This is a genomic window from Pseudomonas sp. GW822-FHT03F08 (genome assembly GCF_058801265.1).
The window spans coordinates 491,432-510,768 of the sequence record NZ_JBXANC010000002.1; the positions used below are offsets into that span (position 1 = coordinate 491,432).

Below are 19,337 nucleotides of genomic sequence, written 5' to 3' on the forward strand. Positions count from 1 at the left end.
CATTGTTCCTGCTGGCCAACAGAGCGGGTCATGTTTCAACGGATGAAAGTTGTACACGGACTTCACGGATGATAGACCTCTCAGCATTCGCTACATGGCCACTGGGAAATCGCTATGCCTGTTGGAAGTCCATTCAATTGGATTGATAAACGGTACCTGACATGACGGCTACGCTGAACTACTCACTTCCCCACCTTGCACCTGCCACGCCACAGTCCCTGGATATATTCGAGCTTAAAGAGTCTAACGTTCGCTCTTACTGTCGTGACTTCACTGCCACCTTTCACACCGCTGAAGGGTCGACCTTGACCAGTGAACAAGGTCAGGTGTTCATTGATTTCTTCAGCGGCGCGGGGGCTCTGAACTACGGACATAACAACCCGGTTTTGAAAGCTGCGCTGCTCGACTATATCGAGAGCAATGGCATTACCCATGGCCTGGATTTCAAAACTACGGCCAAGAAGAACTTCCTGACGGCGTTCGATGAGCAGATCCTGGCCCGTCGCAACTTGCGCTACAAAGTACAGTTTCCCGGCCCTACCGGTACCAATGCGGTGGAGGCCGCCATCAAACTGGCCCGCAAGTACACCGGCCGCCAGAATATCGTGGCATTCACCAATGCGTTCCACGGCATGTCCCTGGGCAGCCTCGCCTTGACCAGTAACCCGCGTAAGCGAGCAGGGGCCGGGGTCACCTTGAACAACGTGACGTTCATGCCGTATGACCAGTATTTTGGCGACGACCTCGACACCTCGTTGTACCTGTCCAAGATGTTGCGCAGCGGAAGCGGCATCGATAAGCCAGCGGCCATCGTACTCGAGACAGTGCAGGGTGAGGGCGGTGTGAACAGCGCTTCGGCCGCCTGGGTACAAGCGGTGCAACGTATCGCCCATGACCATGACATTCTGTTGATCATCGACGATATACAGGCAGGCTGCGGCCGCACAGGGGACTTCTTCAGCTTTGAGGCCCTGGGTGTCACCCCGGATATCGTGACCTTGTCCAAATCCATCAGCGGCTATGGCTTGCCCATGTCCCTTGTTTTATTGGCGCCCCATCTGGATGTATGGGAGCCGGGGGAACACAACGGCACATTTCGCGGCAACAACCTGGCATTTGTCACGGGCAAGGCGGTTATCGATCACTATTGGAGCGATAACCGTTTTACCCAGGAGCTCAGCGGCAAGGCAGACCTGCTGCATCAAGGGCTGCTGGCGTTATCCCGGGACTTTGCGAGCAAGGCGCCTAATCGCCTCAAAGGGCGCGGGTTCTTCCGGGGCATTGAGTTCAAGGACAAGTCCCTGGCGCAGAGAGTTGCGGCACAGGCCTACGCGGGCGGGCTGATCATTGAAACTTCAGGCATCGACAACCAGGTGCTCAAGTTCCTGCCGGCACTGACAATATCCCCCGCGCAGATCACTCAGGGTTTGCACATACTTGAGCAAGCCTTTGCCGAGGTGACCGCATCATGAGTGATCAAATCATTACCCGGCATGCATCCCTCGACGACGCTGCGGCGATTGCGCCATTGCTGGACAAATACCGCCAGTTCTATGGTGAAGCCTCCGATCTGGCCCGCTCACTGGAGTTTATTAAACAGCGCTTTTTTCTGGGCGAAACAATTTTTGTTGTTGCTGAAGTCAACAACGAAGTCATTGGATTCACCCAACTATTCCCCAGTTTCTCAAGTGTCACACTGGAGCGCCTCTGGATACTCAATGACTTGTATGTCGAATCGTCAAAGCGCAAGAAGGGAGTAGGGCTGGCGTTATTGAATGCAGCAAAAACATTTGCGCAGACAACAGGCGCCAAACAACTATTTATCGAAGGCGCAGACGATAATCCACGAGCACGAAACCTATACACTCGATTTGGTTTTATCGAAAACACCGCGTATCACTATTATCATCTTCCATTAAAGCAAATCCAGGGATAGGAGCTTTTCCATGTCAAATACTGTCTTCGATATTGTGGGAATTGGCTTCGGCCCCTCCAACCTTGCGTTGGCAATCGGCCTCGAAGAGTCAGCATCAGCGCTGACTTATCGCTTCCTGGACGCCAAGCAGACGCCGGACTGGCAGGATGAAATGCTGCTCAGCGGATCGGATATCCAGAACAACCCTTTACGGGATCTGGTTACGCCACGCAATCCACGCAGCCGCTATGGTTTCGTCAACTACCTGAAAGAAACCGGTCGCCTGTTCGACTACCTCAACTTGCCACTGACGTATCCGTTACGCCGGGAATATGCCGAGTACATCAAATGGGTAGCCAGCCATTTTCTCGGCGATGTCGAATCTTCGGCGTTCGTCCAGCAGGTTGAACCGCTCCTGTTCAAGGGAGAGCAGGTGTGGAAGGTCACCTATAACGATCAACGAGTCGTTTATGGGCGCAGCCTGGTACTCGGCACCGGGCGTACGGCGAATATCCCGGCAGTTTTCGAAGGTCTGACCGGGCCCCGAGTGTTCCACCTCAATCATTATCTGGAGCACATCAACAAGCTGCCACCGAGTGTGCAGCGTATCGGCGTGGTGGGTTCCAGCCAGAGCGCGGTGGAGATCGTCCTCGATCTGACTGCCAGATTCCCGGACAAAGAGGTTTATTCGTTACATCGAAGCTTCAGCTTTCGACTCAAGGACACCAGCCCGTTCAGTGACAAGGTGTACTTCCCGGAATTCATCGACTACTACTTTGACCTTCCACCAGAAGCCAAATCGCGGCTGGACAAGCAATTGCGGGGCACCAATTACAGCTCTGCCGATGAAGATGTCATCAACGCGCTGTACGTACGCATCCATGAAGAAAAACTGCAGGGCAAGCAGCGCATCAAGATCCTCAATAACATCGCCATCGAGCAGGCGCACATCGATACATCGGGCCAGGTACAACTGGCACTCAGGGAGGTCAATCAGCTGACGCATTCAACCCTTGCTCTGGATGCGTTGGTGCTCGCCACGGGCTTCAAGGATATTGCGGCCAAGGAAAACGGTGAGCTGTATCCCCCGTTGCTCGCGCCTCATCATCGCCAGTTTCGCGCCGATGCTCACGGGGCCCTGGTGGTCAATCGCGATTACAGCCTGACGCCTCTGGATGACTTGCCCGCGGTGTTTCTCAATGGGTTATGCGAAAGCTCCCACGGCTTGGGCGATGCGGGCTCGTTCAGCCTGATTTCCTTGCGGGTGGAACACATTCTTTCCGCCCTGGAGAATAAATTGGCTCAAATCGAGGCCCCGGTACAAGCATTGGCTTGATGCCACCCGGCAGCAGTCTGGAAAGACTGCTGCTCAAACAAGGAGGTTTTATGTTCACAGCGGCGTTGATTTACATACTGGCGGTAATAAGCCCCGGGCCGAACTTCATCATTGTCAGTCGATTCTCCTCACTGGGCTCGGTTTCCACTGGACTTGGCGCGACCTTGGGCATCTGCACTGTAGGGGTGTTCTTCTCGACCATTTCCCTCTTGGGACTGGCAGCATTACTGCATGAGTACCCGGCCTTTTCCAAAGTGGCCACCTTGTGTGGTTCGACGTACCTGCTCTACATCGCCTACAGCATCATCAAAAGTGTGCTGGCAAAAAATACTGGCACCACCGAAAGCGCCGCTGTTGGCGTCACCAGCTTCGGCAAGGCCTATCGGGTGGGCGTCATCACCAACATCAGCAACATGAAGACGATCGCCTTCATGATCAGCATCTACGCCGGCTTCCTGTCCTCGCCACGCACCGACATCGAAAAAGTGCTGGTGGTCGTGTTGTGCTCAACCCTCGAAGTCATCTGGTATTCCCTGGTGTCGTTGCTCTTCGGCCAGGGCCCGATAAAGGCGCTGTTTCTCAAATACACCCGGCAGATTGACATAGGCCTGGCCGTGTTTCTGGTGGCGTTCTCTCTCAATAACGCAATTCCAGTATTGATTGCCAGTCGATGAGGTCGGGTCATGGAGTGGAACGATATGCTCAAGGATGTAAGCGTGCGCTTCAAATATCGCAGTTGGTTGCTGATCGATTTGCCCTGTGATGGCTTGCCACTGAACCGTCGGATGCGAAACCTGACAAGTGATTATGTCCCGGTCACTTTGATCCTCGACTGCGGCCTTGAGGACGTCTTTTCCATCGTGGATGCCTTGGGCCCCGGGATCAGCTACGCAGCCTCGTTACAAACGGCCAGGCGATATGTTCAAGCTGTTGTGGCTGAATTACCGGCGGCAGGAGCTTTTCAAGACTTCAAATGGGCGTGTTGATGCACTTCGCACGTAGCGCCCCCTCAATTCCAATGAGCGAAATTGAGATTGGCGGGGCAGGCGAGGAGACAGGATGAGCGATACCCCGATCCTCATCAAATCCTCTAATCATTGAAATAGCGGCATCAAGTTTGCAGACGCCATACTCCTGCATGAGTGTTTAATCGTGAAACACATAAGGGTTAAATGTTGAACACATCGAGCGCTTAGCGTTTAAGCTTCATTGTATTTCTAGAGCCGGTTTTCAGTTTTCCAGGTGTTACATCGCTTCTTGTTTTTGAGTAAACCTTATCAATCATGACTTGCAGGACATGACTACGATTCATCGTGTTACCCAGTAACCGTGTACTTGGATCGCCGGCTTTACAAGCCATGGCACGGTCTAAAAGATCATCCAGTCCGACCCACACATCAGGGGTATCTGGATGTGCGACCAATACTCCGTCGGGATTATAAAGCAACGCATATGACGCATCGGTAAAGCTACGCATAAGATCGATTTGTGATTCCAGTCGTGGTAGATTTAATAAATTCCTCGGTATGGAATCATACGTTTTCGCTTGAAGCCAAATCGATTTATACGCTCTCTGCCCCATGTCATCAGTCACATCCAGGACAATTCCTAAATCAGCTCCCGTATTGGATTCCTTCGTCTGCTTGGAGAACTCCACGTAATTGAGCTTCACCTTCCAACCATTCTCTTCGTAGTTGCTATTAACTGCGCCAAAAAAAATACCTGTGAACATTTCCTCATTGGAAACCTGTGAGAATTGATCGGCAACATTGCTTTCCGCCTGACGAATTCTTTTCTTAATAAAGTTTTTGACTTCTGTTGGCAGCTCTTTCCACAAGTCGGGATTGAAGTTCTGAGGTGTGACTCCGAAGGCTAAATTTACACACTCATCGTTTAAAGAATCCAAATGAGATGGCCCTAGACTCACTACTTTGCAGTCCCCTAAGCCTTGTTTCATTTCTAGAACCATCACCAGCAGACTTTTATCGATACTAGGTACTGGCCAGCGCCCCTTGCCAGAAGGCCGGTCTGTGTTAACAGGAACAAGCTTCCCTTCCACAAGGTAAATCCAAGTCCGTTTAGGCTCGTTCATTTTAGAATCTGTCCCCGCAAAAAAAAGGGGACATTACCGCAATCCCTATTGCAGGTCCACGCTAAAAACCAAGAAGTGGAGGGTGAGTTATATGTCGGAGAAACTGGGAAGTGCAGCGGTCAACTAATACCGGACACGACTTAAGGTGGATAATATCCACCGCAAGGAGTATTCGTGACCCATGGCCAGACGACGTTTTCCCGAATCATTCAAACGCGAGACGGTAGACCAGGCGCTTGCCGGCACGCCGCTTTGTCATCTGGCCGATGACGGCATCGCTGAGAGCCTGCTAGGCAAATGGAAACTCCGGTCTGCACGAGCAGCGGTACACGTTGACCTGAAGAGAAACGGCACTGAATCAACTTCATCGGCAGCCGCTTCATTGAATGCCTCGCCATGAACACGAAGGACATGGCACGTTGTGAGAGTGGACGCCAGAAGCGAGCTTGTCGAACCAGCGCCTTAGACAGCCCGTGAACATCTATGACATACAATTTAACATAATATACATTACACGTAACAAGATGTTACAAGATCAGCCCGGTTGCACACCTGATTTCAATCTCCACCATGGCTCCTCAAAGCACCTTGCCTTTGATGCCTGGCGATCGCTCTATTTGGAATGTGCTGCTCTCAATCCTCGTCACGCGTCAGCTTTTCAATCAGCGCCCGATGCTGCGGATACTGCGCCGTAAGCTTCCGCCGATTCCCCATTTCCATATCCGCGAAATCAAATCCTGGCGAAACCGCTTCGCTGATCAAGCCAAATCCATTCTCGCCATTCAATAGTCTGGAGGCTTTCCAGATTCCGCCCGGTACGTGCAATTGCAGTTGTTGTCCTGCCAGAACGTCGCTGCCCATCACCAATGTCTGTAGCGAACCGTCAGGATGAATCAGGCTGTACTCGATGGCGTCGCCCAGATGGAAATAATGCAGGATGTCTGACTGGTTGAAGGTCGGCCTGAAATGTCCTGCGGAAATAGCCGCCTTCAATATGAGATTCAAGTTTCAGGGCTACAATGACGTCTTTTGCGCTCGCCTGGCGTTTCAACATAGCCTTCTCCATTGATTTCACAGTAGATTTTCGCATAGCTCAACTAAAGGCTCATTTAGTGTAGTTAACCTAATATGTCGACACATTCGAAGATTTTAGCCTCATTTAGCGTCTTCTTCGTTAGCTTGTGCTTACCAAACCGCAATATGCGAATCCGCCCTGGGCTCAGTCCCACCACACAGCACACCACTGACCGGATCACGAATAATAATCTGCCCTCTGCCGTAATCCGTAAGGTCAGAAGCGATCTGTACCTCATGTCCCCGTCGCGCCAGCGCATTGGCCAAATCCCTCGAAGCCCCCTGCTCGATCCCCACCTTCATCCCCCCCAGCCATTGCCAGCGTGGAGCGTCCAGCGCCGACTGCGGGTTCAATCCGAAATCCACCAGGTTCATGACCATCTGCACATGCCCCTGAGGCTGCATATAGCCGCCCATCACACCGAACGGCCCAAGCGCCTGGCCATCCTTGGTCAGGAAACCCGGAATAATCGTATGGAACGTCTTCTTGCCCGGCGCCAGACAGTTGGCATGTTCCGGATCAAGGCTGAATTCTTGCCCTCTGTTCTGCAGCGCAATGCCGCTGTCAGGCAGCACCACACCCGAACCAAAGCCGTGGTAATTGCTCTGGATGAACGACACCATATTGCCTTGTCCATCGGCCGAGGCCAGATACACAGTACCGCTGGCATGAGGATCACCTGGCTTGGGTGGCTGAGCCTTCTCACCGATCTGCCCACGGCGCCGAGCGCTGTAGCCATCACTCAACAGATCGGCCACCGCCACGCGCATGTGCAATGGATCGGTGATGTAGTGCAAACCATCGCTGTACGCCAGTTTCATGGCCTCCAGCTGACGGTGCCAGGTCTGTTGGCTGTCACGATGATCAAAGTCGAAACCCTCGAGAATCTTCAGCGCCATCAACGCGACCAGGCCCTGGCCGCTTGGCGGAATTTCCCAGACATCCACACCGCGATAATTGACGTGGATCGGCTCCACCCATTGCGCACGGTAATGTTCCAGATCCGCAGCTCGCAGATACCCGCCGGTAGCCTGTGAATGCGCATCCAGGCGCTGCGCCAAAGCGCCGCGATACAAACTCTCACAGCGGCTCTGCGCCAATTCTTCAAGCGTCCGCGCTTGCGCTGGATTGCGAAACAGCTCCCCTGCCCTCGGCGCCCGCCCCTCAATCAGGAAAGTATCGAACCAGGCGTCCAGCACCTCGTCGCGATGGGGACTGAACTCATCCAAAGCGACCTGCCACTGATGGGCAACCACGGGCGACAGCGGAAAACCATCTCGCGCAAGGCTGATGGCCGGTTGCAACAAATCAGCGAACGGCAGCACGCCAAAGCGTTGAGAAAGTTCGGCCCAGGCCGAAGGGCAACCGGGTACCGTCACCGGCGTCCAGCCATACAGCGGCATCTGTTCATGTCCGGCCGCCTTGACCGCTTCGATGCTCAAAGCAGCCGGTGCATGGCCGTTGGCGTTGAGCCCATGCAACTGATCCTTGAACCAGACCAGAGCAAAAGCGTCACCACCAATGCCACACCCCGTTGGCTCGACTACGGTCAGCGCTGCCGCGGTGGCGATGGCGGCGTCGATCGCATTGCCACCCTTTTGCATCATCTCGATGCCGGCCTGAGCGGCCAGCGGCTGGGACGCCGCCACCATGCCACGACGGGCAAAAACACTTTGGCGTTGCGACGGATACGGGTACTCGTGAGCAGAAAATTTCAGCATGGCAAAGGCTCTTCAAAACAAGGATTCATTGGCCGGACTTGATCCGGTTCCATTCGCGGGTCATCAGGCGCTGGATGTTTTCCGGCAGATCGGCGGAGACAAAGGTGTGACTGATCACCTCGTCACTCGGGTAGATTCCCGGGTTGCCGCTGACCTTGGGATCCATCAAGGGCGTGGCGTCCTTGTTCGGATTCGCGTACCCCACATAGTCACTGACCGACGCAATGACCTCGGGCCGCAGCAAGTAGTTGATCACGGCATGGGCGTTGGCCACGTTGCCGGCATCCTTGGGAATCGCCAGCATGTCGAACCACAGGTTCACGCCTTCCTTGGGAATCAGGTAGCGGATATCGATGTTTTTCCCGGCCTCGCGAGCCCGGGTCTGGGCCTGCATCACATCGCCGGAATAACCGATCGCCACGCAAATGTCGCCATTGGCCAGGTCCGCGGTGTACTTCGATGAGTTGAAGTAAGTCACCGAGGGCCGCAAGGTCATCAGCAGTTTCGACGCCTGCTTGTAGTCGTCCGGTTTGACGCTGTTGGGGTCGAGCCCGAGATAAAGCATCGCTTGAGGAATGATCTTCACCGGCGCATCGAGAAAGGCCACGCCGCAGCTTTTAAGTCTGGAAAGATTTTGCGGATCGAACACCATCGACCAAGAGTCCAGCGGCACGTCCTTGCCCAGCACCGCGCGCACCTTCTCCTCGTTGTAGCCGATGCCCACGGTGCCCCACATATAAGGCACGGCATAGCGGTTGCCCGGATCGGCCGCCTCCAGACGCTGCATCAGACGCGGGTCGAGATGCTTCCAGTTATCCAGCAGCGACCGTTGCAGCGGTTGATAGGCACCGGCGCGAATCTGTTTCGACAGAAACTGGCTGGACGGCACCACCACGTCATACCCCGAGTGTCCGGAAAGTAACTTGGCCTCGAGCATTTCATTGGTGTCGAAGATGTCGTACTGAACCTTGATGGCACTGTCTTTTTCGAAGTTCTTCAGGGTGTCGGGACCAATGTAGTCGGACCAGTTGTAGACCTTCACCACCGCGTCGGCGGCCTGGATCATGGGCACCACGGCAGCGCAGCACAGGGCCGCAAACACGCTCGATAAACGCATCGTCATTATCCTTGTGAGTCTCACAGCACGCGGCTGAGAAAGGCTTGGGTACGGGGATGAGAGGGGCGACTGAATATCTGTTCCGGCGGTCCCTGTTCGATCAGTTCACCCTGATCGAGCACCACTACTCGGTCGGCGACCTCTCGGGCAAAACCCATTTCATGGGTGACCACCACCATCGTCATGCCCTCCTCCGCCAGTTCCTTCATCACCTGCAGAACCTCGCCGACGGTTTCCGGGTCCAGGGCACTGGTGGGTTCGTCGAACAGCATCGCCTGCGGTTTCATCGCCAAGGCCCGGGCAATCGCCACCCGTTGTTGTTGGCCACCGGAAAGCATCGAGGGGTAATGGTTGGCCTTCTCCGCCAGCCCGACACGTTTGAGCAGTGCCCGCGCTTGTTCCTCCGCTGCTTTGCGCGGTACACCCAACACCTGAATCGGTGCTTCGATGATGTTTTCCAGCGCGGTCATGTGCGGGAAGAGATTGAAGCGTTGAAACACCATGCCGATGTCCCGCCGCTGACGGGCAATGTTGCGCTCAGAATCCCGCACCAGGCTGCCATCGGCCTTCGTGCGATAGCCCATGGACTGACCGTTGACGCGGATCTGCCCGGACTGAATGTCTTCCAGCAAATTGATGCAGCGGATAAACGTGGTTTTACCGGACCCCGAGGCGCCGATCAGCACCACCACTTCACCGCGCCGGACTTGCAGGGAAATCCCTTTGAGAATTTCGAGGTTGCCGAACGACTTGTGAATGTCCAGCGCTTCGATGATCAGTTCGTCACTTTGGTGCGCCATGATTAACGTCCCCTCAGCAGTTTCAGCGTGCTGCGACCGAACATCCGACTGGATGCCGGCGGCGGCGACGAAGGCCGATCCGACTGACCGAAACGCGTCTCCAGCCAGCGCTGGAAGAAACCCCACAGCGTCGTGAGCAACAGGAAATAGATCGCCACCACGAGGTACAACTCGAACACTCGAAAGGTTGCCGAAGTCACCATCTGCGTGCTGAGCAGCAACTCCTGCACACCGATCACACTGACCAGCGTGGTGTTTTTAAGCATCACGTTGAACTCGTTACCCAGCGGCGGCACGATGACCCGAAACGCCTGTGGCAAGACGATACGGCGCATCAACTTGGCGAAGGTCATGCCCAGGGAGCGCCCCGCCTCGTATTGCCCCTTGTCGACGGCACCGATACCGGCGCGAATGATCTCGGCCATGTACGCGCCTTCGTTAAGACCCAACGCAATGATCGCGGCCTGGATGTTGCCGGGGATCATCAGCCCGAACAGTTCAATGTCTTCAAAGCGGAAAATCCCGCCCGCCGCCAATGCCGTGTAAAGGAAGACGATCTGCACCAGCAAGGGCGTCCCGCGCATCAGCCACACATAAAAACGCACCGGCAAATGCAGCAAAGGGTTCTTCGACAATCGCAGCAACGCCGCCGCCAACCCCAGGACACAACCCAGCAACATGGCCAGCACGCTGATCAGGCACGTCAGCCAGAGCCCGGTGAGGTAGACCCCGCTGGGCTGCAACAGGTACTGCCAGAACACATCCCAATTGAAGTTCATCAACGCCTACCTCAATCAAGAGTGTCGCTGGAGACGTGCCACTTACTCAGGAGCTGGCCGTAGCTGCCATCGCTGCGCATGTCGGTGATCACCTGCTGCACCGCAGCACTCAGCTGCGGATCATCCTTGCGAATACCCAGACCGGTGAGGATCCGGCTGAAGGCTGGAACGCCTTCCTCGAACAGGTCCGGCGCCATGGCGGCGTAATACCCGGCGGTTTCCACCGTGGTGCCGTAAGCATCGACCTGACTGATGCGCAGCGCCTGGAATGCATCGGTGTCGGTGTTGTAGACCACCAGTTTCATCGGTGGCTTGCCGGCCTTGGCCAGGCTTTCATTCTCGGTATCGAGCAAGGTCTTGATGGTCGAACCGTTGAGTACCGCGATCTTGTGCGCGCTGAGATCAGCCAGCGTCTTGAGCCCCTTCGGGTTGCCCTTGGGCACCACCACCGCCTGGCTGGAATACATGTAGTTGACGATGTCGATCACCTCGCGGCGCTCGGGTTTGTCGAACAACTGATCGACGATCATGTCGCACTGTTTGGCCAGCAAGGCCGGCAGCAAGCCGGAAAACGGGATCACCCGCCACTCAACCTTCTTGTCTCCCAGACGCTTGGCGATTTCCAGACCCAGGTCGACGGTCAGGCCTTTGGGCTTTTGCGCCTCATCGAAGGACACCAGGGGCGGCGAGTCCATGCCCGAGCAATAGGTGAGTTTGTCGACCTTGAGCAAACGCTCCGGCACGGTGGGTGCGGCAACCGCCCACTGCGTACAGAGCCCCAGGGAAATTGCAGCCAACAGCAGGCGAGACGTATGCATGACCAGACACTCCAGTTCGGTTAGTAACGGGGCAGTTCTCAAAGTCAAAACATCGGCGGGCTTGGTGCCCGCTCTGTGGTTATCGTTCCGATTGCAGAAACTTGATGAGCTCGGGGACTGTGCCTTCGATGTGCTCGCGCACCACCGCTTCTGCCTTCGCGGCATCACCGGCACGAATTGCGTCGAGGATCACCACGTGTTCCTGGCGTGCACTCAGTGGCTTTTCAACGTGCTGCAGCCAAAGACGCATGGGGGCTTCGATCAGCGAGTAGAGCGCGCTGATCTGTTTCACCAGACGAGGTCGTCCGCTGAGGCTGCACAGGTACTCATGGAACTTGCGGTGGCGACTGACCCAGGCCGCACTCTCGTCGCGGTAGTCATCCATTTCATCGAGCAGGCGTTCCAGTGCAGTCAACTGACGCTCACTGATCTTCGGCACCGCGACTCGAATCGCCAGCCCCTCAAGGGCGCTGCGCATCTCGAAGACTTCGTGCATTTCCTCGACATCCAGACCGCTGACAATCGCGCCGCGATTGGGCCTGAGCGTCACCAGCCCCTGAGCATCGAGACGGCGAAAGGCTTCACGCACGGGCATCCGGCTCATGCCGATTTCACTGGCAATGTCCTCGGCGATCAGCCGGTCACCTTTGCGATAACGGCCGCCGCAGATGCCTTCCAGAAGAAAGTTGTAGGCCTCCTCCTCGGCGGTCATCGGTTGGCGCTGGTCGTAGGCGGGAGCGAATTGCATGGCGGCACCTTTTGTCTTTTTGTATCCAATTATCCACGGATACATAAAAGCAGAATGCATGCCAATACCTGCAGCAACCCGCCAAGCATCTGATTCGAATGAATTAAGGAGAAAATGCGCCATGCACAACCATCAGGTGTGCCGACACGAAGATCGGGATTTGCTACCTAATGGCTCATTGCGGAGCCCGGAAAGGTGCAGAACGGTAGCTGAGTAACACCCAGGCGCAGCTAAGCTTCTGGCACCAATCTCTGGCACCCACAAAAAGTACGTCTCCAACTTTCCTGGATCCTCTTCCGAGCAGAGTAAATAGCATTCAACTGCACCACCCATTCACTCGGAGACAGACATGTCCAAAAGCACCCCTTCCAATCTGAATCACCAGCAGCAGAACGATAGAGCCAAAGCCCTCAATAACAACCGAGGCACCACTGGCTCCAACTCGACGAATGCCCACGTTCATGGCAACCGTGGCAAACAATTGAACCCCAACCAGCGCTAGGACAGCGCCCCCCGGCCTGTGGCCGGGGGGATCGAGGACTCGATATGAAAACGAAGGTTTGTTTCGCAAGCCAAGGCGAGTTGATCAGACTGACTTTCGACGCATTTGGCGTCCTCCCTCGCAAGGAGGTGAGTCGTGATGACTTCGATGAAGCAGCCAAGAAAAACATACAAAAACAGTTGCAGAGACTCGCTAAAGAAGAAGGTCACTTGACCAAAAACTTTGGCGAAGCTGTCGAGCAACTCGGGAGCATTCTTTTAGGTTACTTGCCCAGTACTCGGTTAATGCAAGCCATCGGTGCACCCTTGGCTGACTTGCACGACACCTACAACGAAGTAGTCCGCAGTGAAGGCACATTTCTGGATAAGGCTCAGACCCTTCGATATTTCATCTCAATCAAGGCTGTCCCTCAACTGGTGATGTCGCTGAACTGGAGCTTGCTTCGATACAAAATCGCAGATTTTGAACTGGAAACTCCTGATGATGAATTCTGGTACCTGCCTTCGAACACAAGCGCCGGCAAGCTGATAACGCCTTTGGCCAAGGTCATGCGCTGGACTTATGAACGCTGTGGTATCTCTCAGACGCAGTTCCATTACCCTGGAAAAAACGCAGACACAGATAACAATAAGCTTCAACACAATCTCGACAACGCCTTCAACTGGATTGCAGGTTCCTCGCTCCCTTCCCTGCCGGCTTTGATGAAAAATTTCAGAGACTCGTTCAAGGCGCTGGCAGACAGCGGCCGAGCGATCCCTGACACCTTACAGGCGAGCATCCTGACGACACTTGTGTTTGCCAGGGTGACCAGTTACATCGCGGAGCAGGTAGTACGGTTTTATGATGCCGACTACCTAGAGGATGTTTGTACTCAATGGCGTGACTACGCGCAGTGGATCGCGGACGACATCAATGAATTCAAAACCGAGCTTCAACCAGTGATGCAAAAACAAGTATCTCCTGAAAGCGCGTGGTTAACCTGGCAGCATGCGTTGATCGACTTCTGGGGGTTCTTCCATGCAAAGGTCGACTTTGCAGCAGACATGCTGCAGCGGATTGAAAATGCACGGTCTGATCAGCCAATACGTGAAAACCGCATAACCACACTGGCAACCGAATATGGTCGATTTGCCGTATATACCTGCATGAACCTTTACCAACGAAAGGTGCCGTTGGCCCCCCCGGAAGGTTTCGTCGACATGGTGATACAGGGATTCACTCTAAAGCGTGATTCAAGTACGCAGTGGTCGCAGATAGACGAATACGCCGAGCGGATCAAACTCCATGGACTTGAAGAGCATCTTTGCTGGATGGAGCCCTGGTTGCGTGCGGTCTACCACTACCGCAAGGAAGACTTCAAACCGGCTATGGCGTATTACCAGACGGCTTTCGAGCTTGCCAAGTACAGAGCGGGCAAGCAGCAATACGACCTGGTAAACCAATTCATCGAGGTGGCCGCGAAAAATGACAGTCGGCGCAGGTTCAAAAAAGGTATCGAATGGGCTCAATACATGAACATAAAGGTCCGCTGGCTACGCGACGATGAACCGACAGAAGAAAAGCTGGACTACGTCTATCACATGCTCAAAAGAGCTCGATACGATCACCAGTTATAGACTCTGCATTGTCATAGCTCTGCGACAACCTATCCTGCCCGACCCGTTTCGATGGCGCAAAAGAGTCAGAAGCTGATCGATCAGCACCGGATCAACGTACATCAGGTTTGGCGGGTTGAAAGAGAACCGCCGCATCGTCACGCGCTTCGACAAACTCGCGAAAAACGATGCGGCGGTGGTCTCGCTGGCTTGTGCCATAAAGCTTTTTAGGCGGGGTTGATGTCAGCGCTTCACGCCAAAGCAGTGCGAAAGCTCAGGGAAACTGCCCTCACGCACATCCGATGCGTACTGCCCCACCGCATCGCGGATCACCGCATGCACATCGGCATAACGTTTAGCGAAACGCGGTACGAACTCTCCCCCCAGCCCCAGGATATCTTCGATCACCAGCACCTGACCGTCGCATGCGGGCGAGGCGCCGATTCCGATGGTTGGCACGCGCAAGACTTCGGTCAACTCGCGGGCCAGCGGCTCCGCTACGCCCTCCAGCACAATGCAAAACGCACCGGCCGCTTCCATCGCCAGGGCGGCCTCACGGATAGCGTCTGCCGATCGTTCGTCCATGCCCTGGGCCTTGAAGCCACCCATGGTGTTGACGAACTGGGGCATCAACCCGATATGCGCCATCACGGGAATGCCCCGCTCCACCAGAAACTGCACGGTGGGCGCCATGACCGCACTGCCTTCCAGCTTCACGGCAGCAATATTGGCCTCCATCATCAACCGCGCGGCACTGCGAAAAGCCTGAGCCGGTGACTCCTGATAAGAGGCGAATGGCAGATCAGCCACCACGCACGCGCGCTGTGTGGCACGCACCACCGCACGACTGTGCTGAATCGTCTGATCCAGTGTGAAATCCAGCGTGTTGGGCTGCCCGTAGGCAACCATCGCGGTCGAATCCCCCATCAGGATAACGTCGACAAATTCGTCAACGATCTCGGCAAGCGATCGATTGTGCGCGGTCAACGACACGATCTTGCGTTTGCCCTTGCAAGCCCTGATGTCGGGTACGGTCAGACGGCGGGTTTCATTGACTGCGGTACTCATGACGTGAACTCCTCGCGAAAACAGCGTTAAAGGAAGGACCTCTTGAATCGACGCAGACGCCAAATACGATCTCCGAACAAGGCTGGCCTCCACTTCTGATTTAATGTTCCCCGTCCTTGTATCCGGACGTTTTTCGGGGGCGATGGTAGAAGCATTTCTCCAGCCGGAGTGAGCGAACAATTTTTCTGAACCGTATGCGGAAATGGAATACAAGATGGACCTGAAGAACTTGCGCTATTTCGTGGAAGTGACAGAGCATGGAAGTTTCTCGAAGGCATCCCGCACCCTTCACGTCACCCAGTCGGCACTGAGCAAAGCCGTTCAATTACTCGAAGAGGAACTGGGCGCGACGCTATTGGTTCGCAGCCGTCCGGGCGTGCCGTCACGCTTGACCCCGTCGGGCGAAGTGGTCTTTCACCACGCCAAGGGATTGCTGAGTCGCAGCAAGCAAATGCTGACGGACGTGAACTTGCTCAACAGCCTCGTCACCGGTGTCCTTCAGCTGGGGCTGCCACCCTTGGGCAGTACCGATCAAGTAGCGGCCGTGTTGACCGAATTTCGGCGGCGCTTTCCCCAAGTGGAACTGCAATTGCGTGAGCAAGGAGGCCAGGCTCTGGAAGAGGCCGTTCGCAAGGGCGAGATAGAACTGGCGATCAGTCTGCGACCCGACGGAGACGACCTGGCCTGGCTGCCGATTTGTGAGGAACCACTGGTTGTCGTCCTGCCACCTCGCCACCCACTCGCCAACCGCCATCGACTGACACTGCCGGATTTGGCGCATCACCCATGGGTGCAGTTGCAGGGCGCCTCGATTCTCAATCACCGCATCAAGCTCTGCTGCCCTGCTGTAGACGTCAGTTGCCTACAGGCAGCCAAAAGCGACAACCTGGCTTTTTGCTTGTCATTGGTGGCCGCGAACGCAGGCCTGCTGGTATTGCCCCGACTATTGGCGCAACACCACATCCCGCCCGGTGTGGAAATCGTTCCGCTCGAATGCGCGGAACTGGAATGGCAACTCGTCGCCATCTGGCGCAAGAACGCGCAGCTGTCGGTCGCGGCACAGCAATGGCTTGAATTGTTGGCCCCCACTGACGCACAGAAGTCGTAACCTTCTTATTTCAGCTTTCTTCCAGCGTAATGAAAGATCGCCACGGAGAAATCCTTCAGCGCCAACGTCCACACGCCCAAAAGCGCGCTGAGCACCAAAAAAGTGAAGTACTGATGAAAATCGGTATACGGCGCTTTTTTGGTGGTCAGTCCTACCAATCCCGCCGTCACTACGGCCATCGCAAAATAGCCGATGCAACTGAAAAATAGATACCAAACGTCTTTGGTTCTTACCGTGGGCGTCCAACTGTCGGAAGATTCGGAAAAGAAAGCTGCCCAGACCAGATCGAACAAGCTCGCGTAGATAAAGCACACACCCAGACGCCCCCACAAATCGGCGCCCAAGTTGATCGAGGCCCAGGAATAGAAGCGATCGAACGAAACACCCACCCCGTGCAAAACATCGAGGTAGGGATACAGCGCAAGCCCTCCTGCGAGATACAAAACCAGATAGGCGATAGTCCGCATGCCAATTCCTTTCTGCTGGGTCTCCATTGAACAACCGGCGGCATCAAGAACCTCGCAGGGATACGACCCTGCTGCATGCACAACGATAGCAGCTGAAAAGTGCCCCACACTTAGCCTTCCTGCCGCCCGAATCTCAGCTGCCATATACCTTCGCGGCAGGCACCGCCCGATTCAGCAATTGCTCGACAGCCCCGCCGACCTCGTCTACCGCCCAACGACCTTGTCTGTCCAGCTCCGGCCCCCGACGCCAGCCATCGGCAATCGACAACTTGCCACCCTCCACTTCAAACATCTGCCCATTCACCGCTGTGGATTCCTGTGAACCCAGCCAGACCACCAATGGCGCTACGTTCTCCGGCGCAAAGTAGTCGAACCCCTCCTCCGGTTTCTTCATGACGTCGGCAAACACTCCCTCGGTCATGCCGGTGCGCGCCGCCGGGGCCAGGGCGTTGACGGTAATGCCATAGCGCCCGAGCTCTGCTGCTTGCACCAGCGTCAGCGCGGCAATCCCGGCCTTGGCTGCCGCGTAGTTGGACTGGCCGATAGACCCCTGCAACCCGGCACCAGAGCTGGTATTGATGATCCGCGCACTCACGGTCTGGCCACCCTTTACCTGCTCACGCCAGTAACGCGCCGCGTGGCTTGAGATGCAAAAATGCCCTTTGAGGTGCACGGCCATCACGGCATCCCAATCGGCTTCAGTCAGGCTGGTGAACATACGATCACGACAGATGCCGGCGTTGTTGACCACCACATCCAGCCCACCAAAAGTCTCGATCGCCTGGCGCACGATCAGCGCCGCATCGTCATAGCGGGTGATGTCGTTGCTGTTGGCCACCGCCATGCCGCCCTGCGACTCGATGGCATTCACCACCGCCAGTGCGGCCTCACGATTGATGTCGTTGACCACCACTTTCGCGCCCTCGGCGGCGAACGCCAGCGCATACGCCCTTCCCAGCCCGCCCCCGGCACCGCTGATGATCACGACGCGGTTTTTACAGATCTGCATGGTCCTGCTCCCGTCAAAACTTCATTCACAACCGTTCGATGATCGTCACGTTGGCCTGCCCGCCGCCTTCGCACATGGTCTGCAAACCGAAGCGACCACCGCTGCGTTCCAGCTCATGCAACAGGCTGCACATCAAGCGAGTGCCGGTGGCGCCCAATGGATGGCCGAGGGCAATCGCGCCGCCGTTGACGTTGGTCTGTTCGTGGGGATAGCCGGTCTCTTTCAGCCAGGCCATGGCGACGGAGGCAAAGGCTTCGTTGATCTCGACTCGATCGATGTCCTCCAGCTTCATGCCCGCTCGCTTCAACGCATAAGCAGTGGCCGGAATCGGCGCCGTCAGCATCCAGATCGGGTCCTCGGCGCGTACGCTGAGGTGATGGATACGCGCGCGCGGTGTTAGCCCGTAGCGCTTGAGCGCCGCTTCGGAAACGATCAGCATCGCGCTCGCCGCATCACAGGTCTGGCTGGACACCGCAGCCGTCACCCGGTCGCAGCCAAACAGAAACTCCAGCTCGGCCATTTTCTCGAGACTGGTGTGGCGCGGCGTTTCGTCGTGAACAACGTCGGCCAGGGGTACGATTTCCCGCAGGAATCGCCCCTGCTCGATGGCGCGCAATGCCCGCTGATGAGACTCCAGTGAATACGCTTCCAGCTGCTCGCGGGACAATCCCCACTTTTCGGCAATCATCTGCGCCGAACGAAATTGCGTCGGCGGTTGCGCACCGTAGCGCCGTACCCAGCCTTCAGAGCCGCTGAACGGGTCACTGAAACCCAAAGGCTCAGCCGCGATCATGGCCGAAGAAATCGGGATCTGCGTCATGGTCTGCACGCCGCCGGCGATAACCACGTCCTGGGTGCCGCTCATCACCGCTTGCGCGGCAAAGTGCACCGCTTGCTGGGACGAGCCGCACTGGCGATCAATCGTGGTGCCGGGGACGGACTGCGACAACCCGGCAGCCAGCCAACTGGTCCGCGCAATGTCCCCGGCCAACGGGCCGATCGTATCAACGCAGCCAAAGATCACGTCGTCGTAATCCTCATCGGGGATGCCGTTGCGTTCGACCAGCGTACGCAACACGTGGGCGCCCAGATCGGCCGCATGAATATGACTCAAACCACCCTTGCGCCGGCCCGTAGGCGTACGCAGGGCGTCGACAATATAAGCTTCAGGCATGATTTTTCTCGGT

20 protein-coding genes and 2 pseudogenes are annotated in these 19,337 nt (G+C 55.9%); 10 read left to right on the plus strand and 12 right to left on the minus strand.

From position 1 onward, the window contains the following. The first annotated feature begins 218 nt into the window (after positions 1-218). The 5 genes from ectB to AC1RME_RS06020 are packed head-to-tail and all read left to right on the plus strand — an operon-like array spanning position 219 to position 4,237. Positions 219-1,472: a diaminobutyrate--2-oxoglutarate transaminase gene (ectB, locus tag AC1RME_RS06000; protein WP_217993305.1), complete on the plus strand. Its 1,254-nt coding sequence runs from the start codon at positions 219-221 to the stop codon at positions 1,470-1,472. After that, positions 1,469-1,936 (plus strand): GNAT family N-acetyltransferase, encoded by a 468-nt coding sequence (locus AC1RME_RS06005; RefSeq protein ID WP_096820434.1) that lies wholly within the window; start codon positions 1,469-1,471, stop codon positions 1,934-1,936. Before ectB ends, AC1RME_RS06005 begins: the two co-directional genes overlap by 4 nt. Before the next feature lie 10 nt (positions 1,937-1,946). Beyond that, on the plus strand, positions 1,947-3,251 hold the full coding sequence (locus AC1RME_RS06010; RefSeq protein ID WP_096820435.1) for a SidA/IucD/PvdA family monooxygenase: 1,305 nt from the start codon (positions 1,947-1,949) through the stop codon (positions 3,249-3,251). A 50-nt stretch (positions 3,252-3,301) separates the two neighbouring features. After that, positions 3,302-3,925, plus strand: a complete 624-nt coding sequence (locus AC1RME_RS06015; protein WP_096820436.1) for a LysE family translocator — start codon at positions 3,302-3,304, stop codon at positions 3,923-3,925. Between the two features lie 9 nt (positions 3,926-3,934). Beyond that, positions 3,935-4,237 (plus strand): hypothetical protein, encoded by a 303-nt coding sequence (locus AC1RME_RS06020; protein WP_096820437.1) that lies wholly within the window; start codon positions 3,935-3,937, stop codon positions 4,235-4,237. A gap of 206 nt (positions 4,238-4,443) precedes the next feature. Here the strand turns inward: AC1RME_RS06020 and AC1RME_RS06025 are convergent, their stop codons facing one another. After that, a complete protein-coding gene (locus AC1RME_RS06025) occupies positions 4,444-5,343 on the minus strand; it encodes a hypothetical protein (RefSeq protein ID WP_096820438.1) in 900 nt (299 codons plus the stop codon). 181 nt (positions 5,344-5,524) lie between these two features. On the opposite strand from AC1RME_RS06025, the gene AC1RME_RS06030 reads away from it, so the two are divergent. Beyond that, on the plus strand, positions 5,525-5,743 hold the full coding sequence (locus AC1RME_RS06030; protein WP_176504842.1) for a hypothetical protein: 219 nt from the start codon (positions 5,525-5,527) through the stop codon (positions 5,741-5,743). 233 nt (positions 5,744-5,976) lie between these two features. On the opposite strand, the pseudogene AC1RME_RS06035 reads toward AC1RME_RS06030, so the two are convergent. From AC1RME_RS06035 to AC1RME_RS06065, 7 genes and pseudogenes are all read right to left on the minus strand, one after another. Beyond that, a pseudogene (locus AC1RME_RS06035) lies at positions 5,977-6,397 on the minus strand (cupin domain-containing protein). A gap of 131 nt (positions 6,398-6,528) precedes the next feature. Next, positions 6,529-8,139 (minus strand): gamma-glutamyltransferase family protein, encoded by a 1,611-nt coding sequence (locus AC1RME_RS06040; RefSeq protein WP_493090746.1) that lies wholly within the window; start codon positions 8,137-8,139, stop codon positions 6,529-6,531. Positions 8,140-8,164: 25 nt separating this feature from the next. Beyond that, positions 8,165-9,256, minus strand: coding sequence for a polyamine ABC transporter substrate-binding protein (locus AC1RME_RS06045; protein WP_493090748.1), 1,092 nt, complete (start codon positions 9,254-9,256; stop codon positions 8,165-8,167). Between the two features lie 20 nt (positions 9,257-9,276). Beyond that, positions 9,277-10,056, minus strand: a complete 780-nt coding sequence (locus tag AC1RME_RS06050; RefSeq protein ID WP_096821383.1) for an amino acid ABC transporter ATP-binding protein — start codon at positions 10,054-10,056, stop codon at positions 9,277-9,279. Positions 10,057-10,058: 2 nt separating this feature from the next. Next, positions 10,059-10,835 carry an amino acid ABC transporter permease gene (locus AC1RME_RS06055; protein WP_085730925.1) on the minus strand — a complete coding sequence of 259 codons (777 nt, stop codon included), beginning with the start codon at positions 10,833-10,835 and terminating at the stop codon, positions 10,059-10,061. Between the two features lie 11 nt (positions 10,836-10,846). Beyond that, positions 10,847-11,653: an ABC transporter substrate-binding protein gene (locus tag AC1RME_RS06060; RefSeq protein WP_096821384.1), complete on the minus strand. Its 807-nt coding sequence runs from the start codon at positions 11,651-11,653 to the stop codon at positions 10,847-10,849. Between the two features lie 79 nt (positions 11,654-11,732). Beyond that, a complete protein-coding gene (locus AC1RME_RS06065; protein WP_096821385.1) occupies positions 11,733-12,401 on the minus strand; it encodes a GntR family transcriptional regulator in 669 nt (222 codons plus the stop codon). Between the two features lie 349 nt (positions 12,402-12,750). On the opposite strand from AC1RME_RS06065, the gene AC1RME_RS06070 reads away from it, so the two are divergent. The 3 genes and pseudogenes from AC1RME_RS06070 to AC1RME_RS06080 all read left to right on the plus strand — a co-directional run. After that, positions 12,751-12,903, plus strand: a complete 153-nt coding sequence (locus AC1RME_RS06070; protein ID WP_096821386.1) for a hypothetical protein — start codon at positions 12,751-12,753, stop codon at positions 12,901-12,903. 44 nt (positions 12,904-12,947) lie between these two features. After that, positions 12,948-14,519 carry a hypothetical protein gene (locus AC1RME_RS06075; protein ID WP_096821387.1) on the plus strand — a complete coding sequence of 524 codons (1,572 nt, stop codon included), beginning with the start codon at positions 12,948-12,950 and terminating at the stop codon, positions 14,517-14,519. Positions 14,520-14,625: 106 nt separating this feature from the next. Further along, positions 14,626-14,739, plus strand: a pseudogene (locus AC1RME_RS06080) (IS5/IS1182 family transposase); the annotation flags it as partial. A 2-nt stretch (positions 14,740-14,741) separates the two neighbouring features. On the opposite strand, the gene panB reads toward AC1RME_RS06080, so the two are convergent. Beyond that, positions 14,742-15,566 carry a 3-methyl-2-oxobutanoate hydroxymethyltransferase gene (gene panB / locus AC1RME_RS06085; RefSeq protein ID WP_096821388.1) on the minus strand — a complete coding sequence of 275 codons (825 nt, stop codon included), beginning with the start codon at positions 15,564-15,566 and terminating at the stop codon, positions 14,742-14,744. Positions 15,567-15,780: 214 nt separating this feature from the next. Between panB and AC1RME_RS06090 the strand changes: the two genes are divergently transcribed. Beyond that, positions 15,781-16,674 carry a LysR family transcriptional regulator gene (locus tag AC1RME_RS06090; RefSeq protein WP_176504868.1) on the plus strand — a complete coding sequence of 298 codons (894 nt, stop codon included), beginning with the start codon at positions 15,781-15,783 and terminating at the stop codon, positions 16,672-16,674. Between the two features lie 5 nt (positions 16,675-16,679). Here AC1RME_RS06090 and AC1RME_RS06095 read toward each other — a convergent pair whose 3' ends face one another. From AC1RME_RS06095 to AC1RME_RS06105, 3 genes are read right to left on the minus strand one after another with little or no spacing between them, the layout of a single operon-like run. Beyond that, a complete protein-coding gene (locus AC1RME_RS06095; protein WP_255261934.1) occupies positions 16,680-17,285 on the minus strand; it encodes a hypothetical protein in 606 nt (201 codons plus the stop codon). Further along, positions 17,275-18,150, minus strand: coding sequence for an SDR family oxidoreductase (locus tag AC1RME_RS06100; RefSeq protein ID WP_096821391.1), 876 nt, complete (start codon positions 18,148-18,150; stop codon positions 17,275-17,277). Before AC1RME_RS06100 ends, AC1RME_RS06095 begins: the two co-directional genes overlap by 11 nt. Before the next feature lie 25 nt (positions 18,151-18,175). Then, positions 18,176-19,324: an acetyl-CoA C-acetyltransferase gene (locus tag AC1RME_RS06105; RefSeq protein WP_493090753.1), complete on the minus strand. Its 1,149-nt coding sequence runs from the start codon at positions 19,322-19,324 to the stop codon at positions 18,176-18,178. Positions 19,325-19,337: the final 13 nt, after the last annotated feature.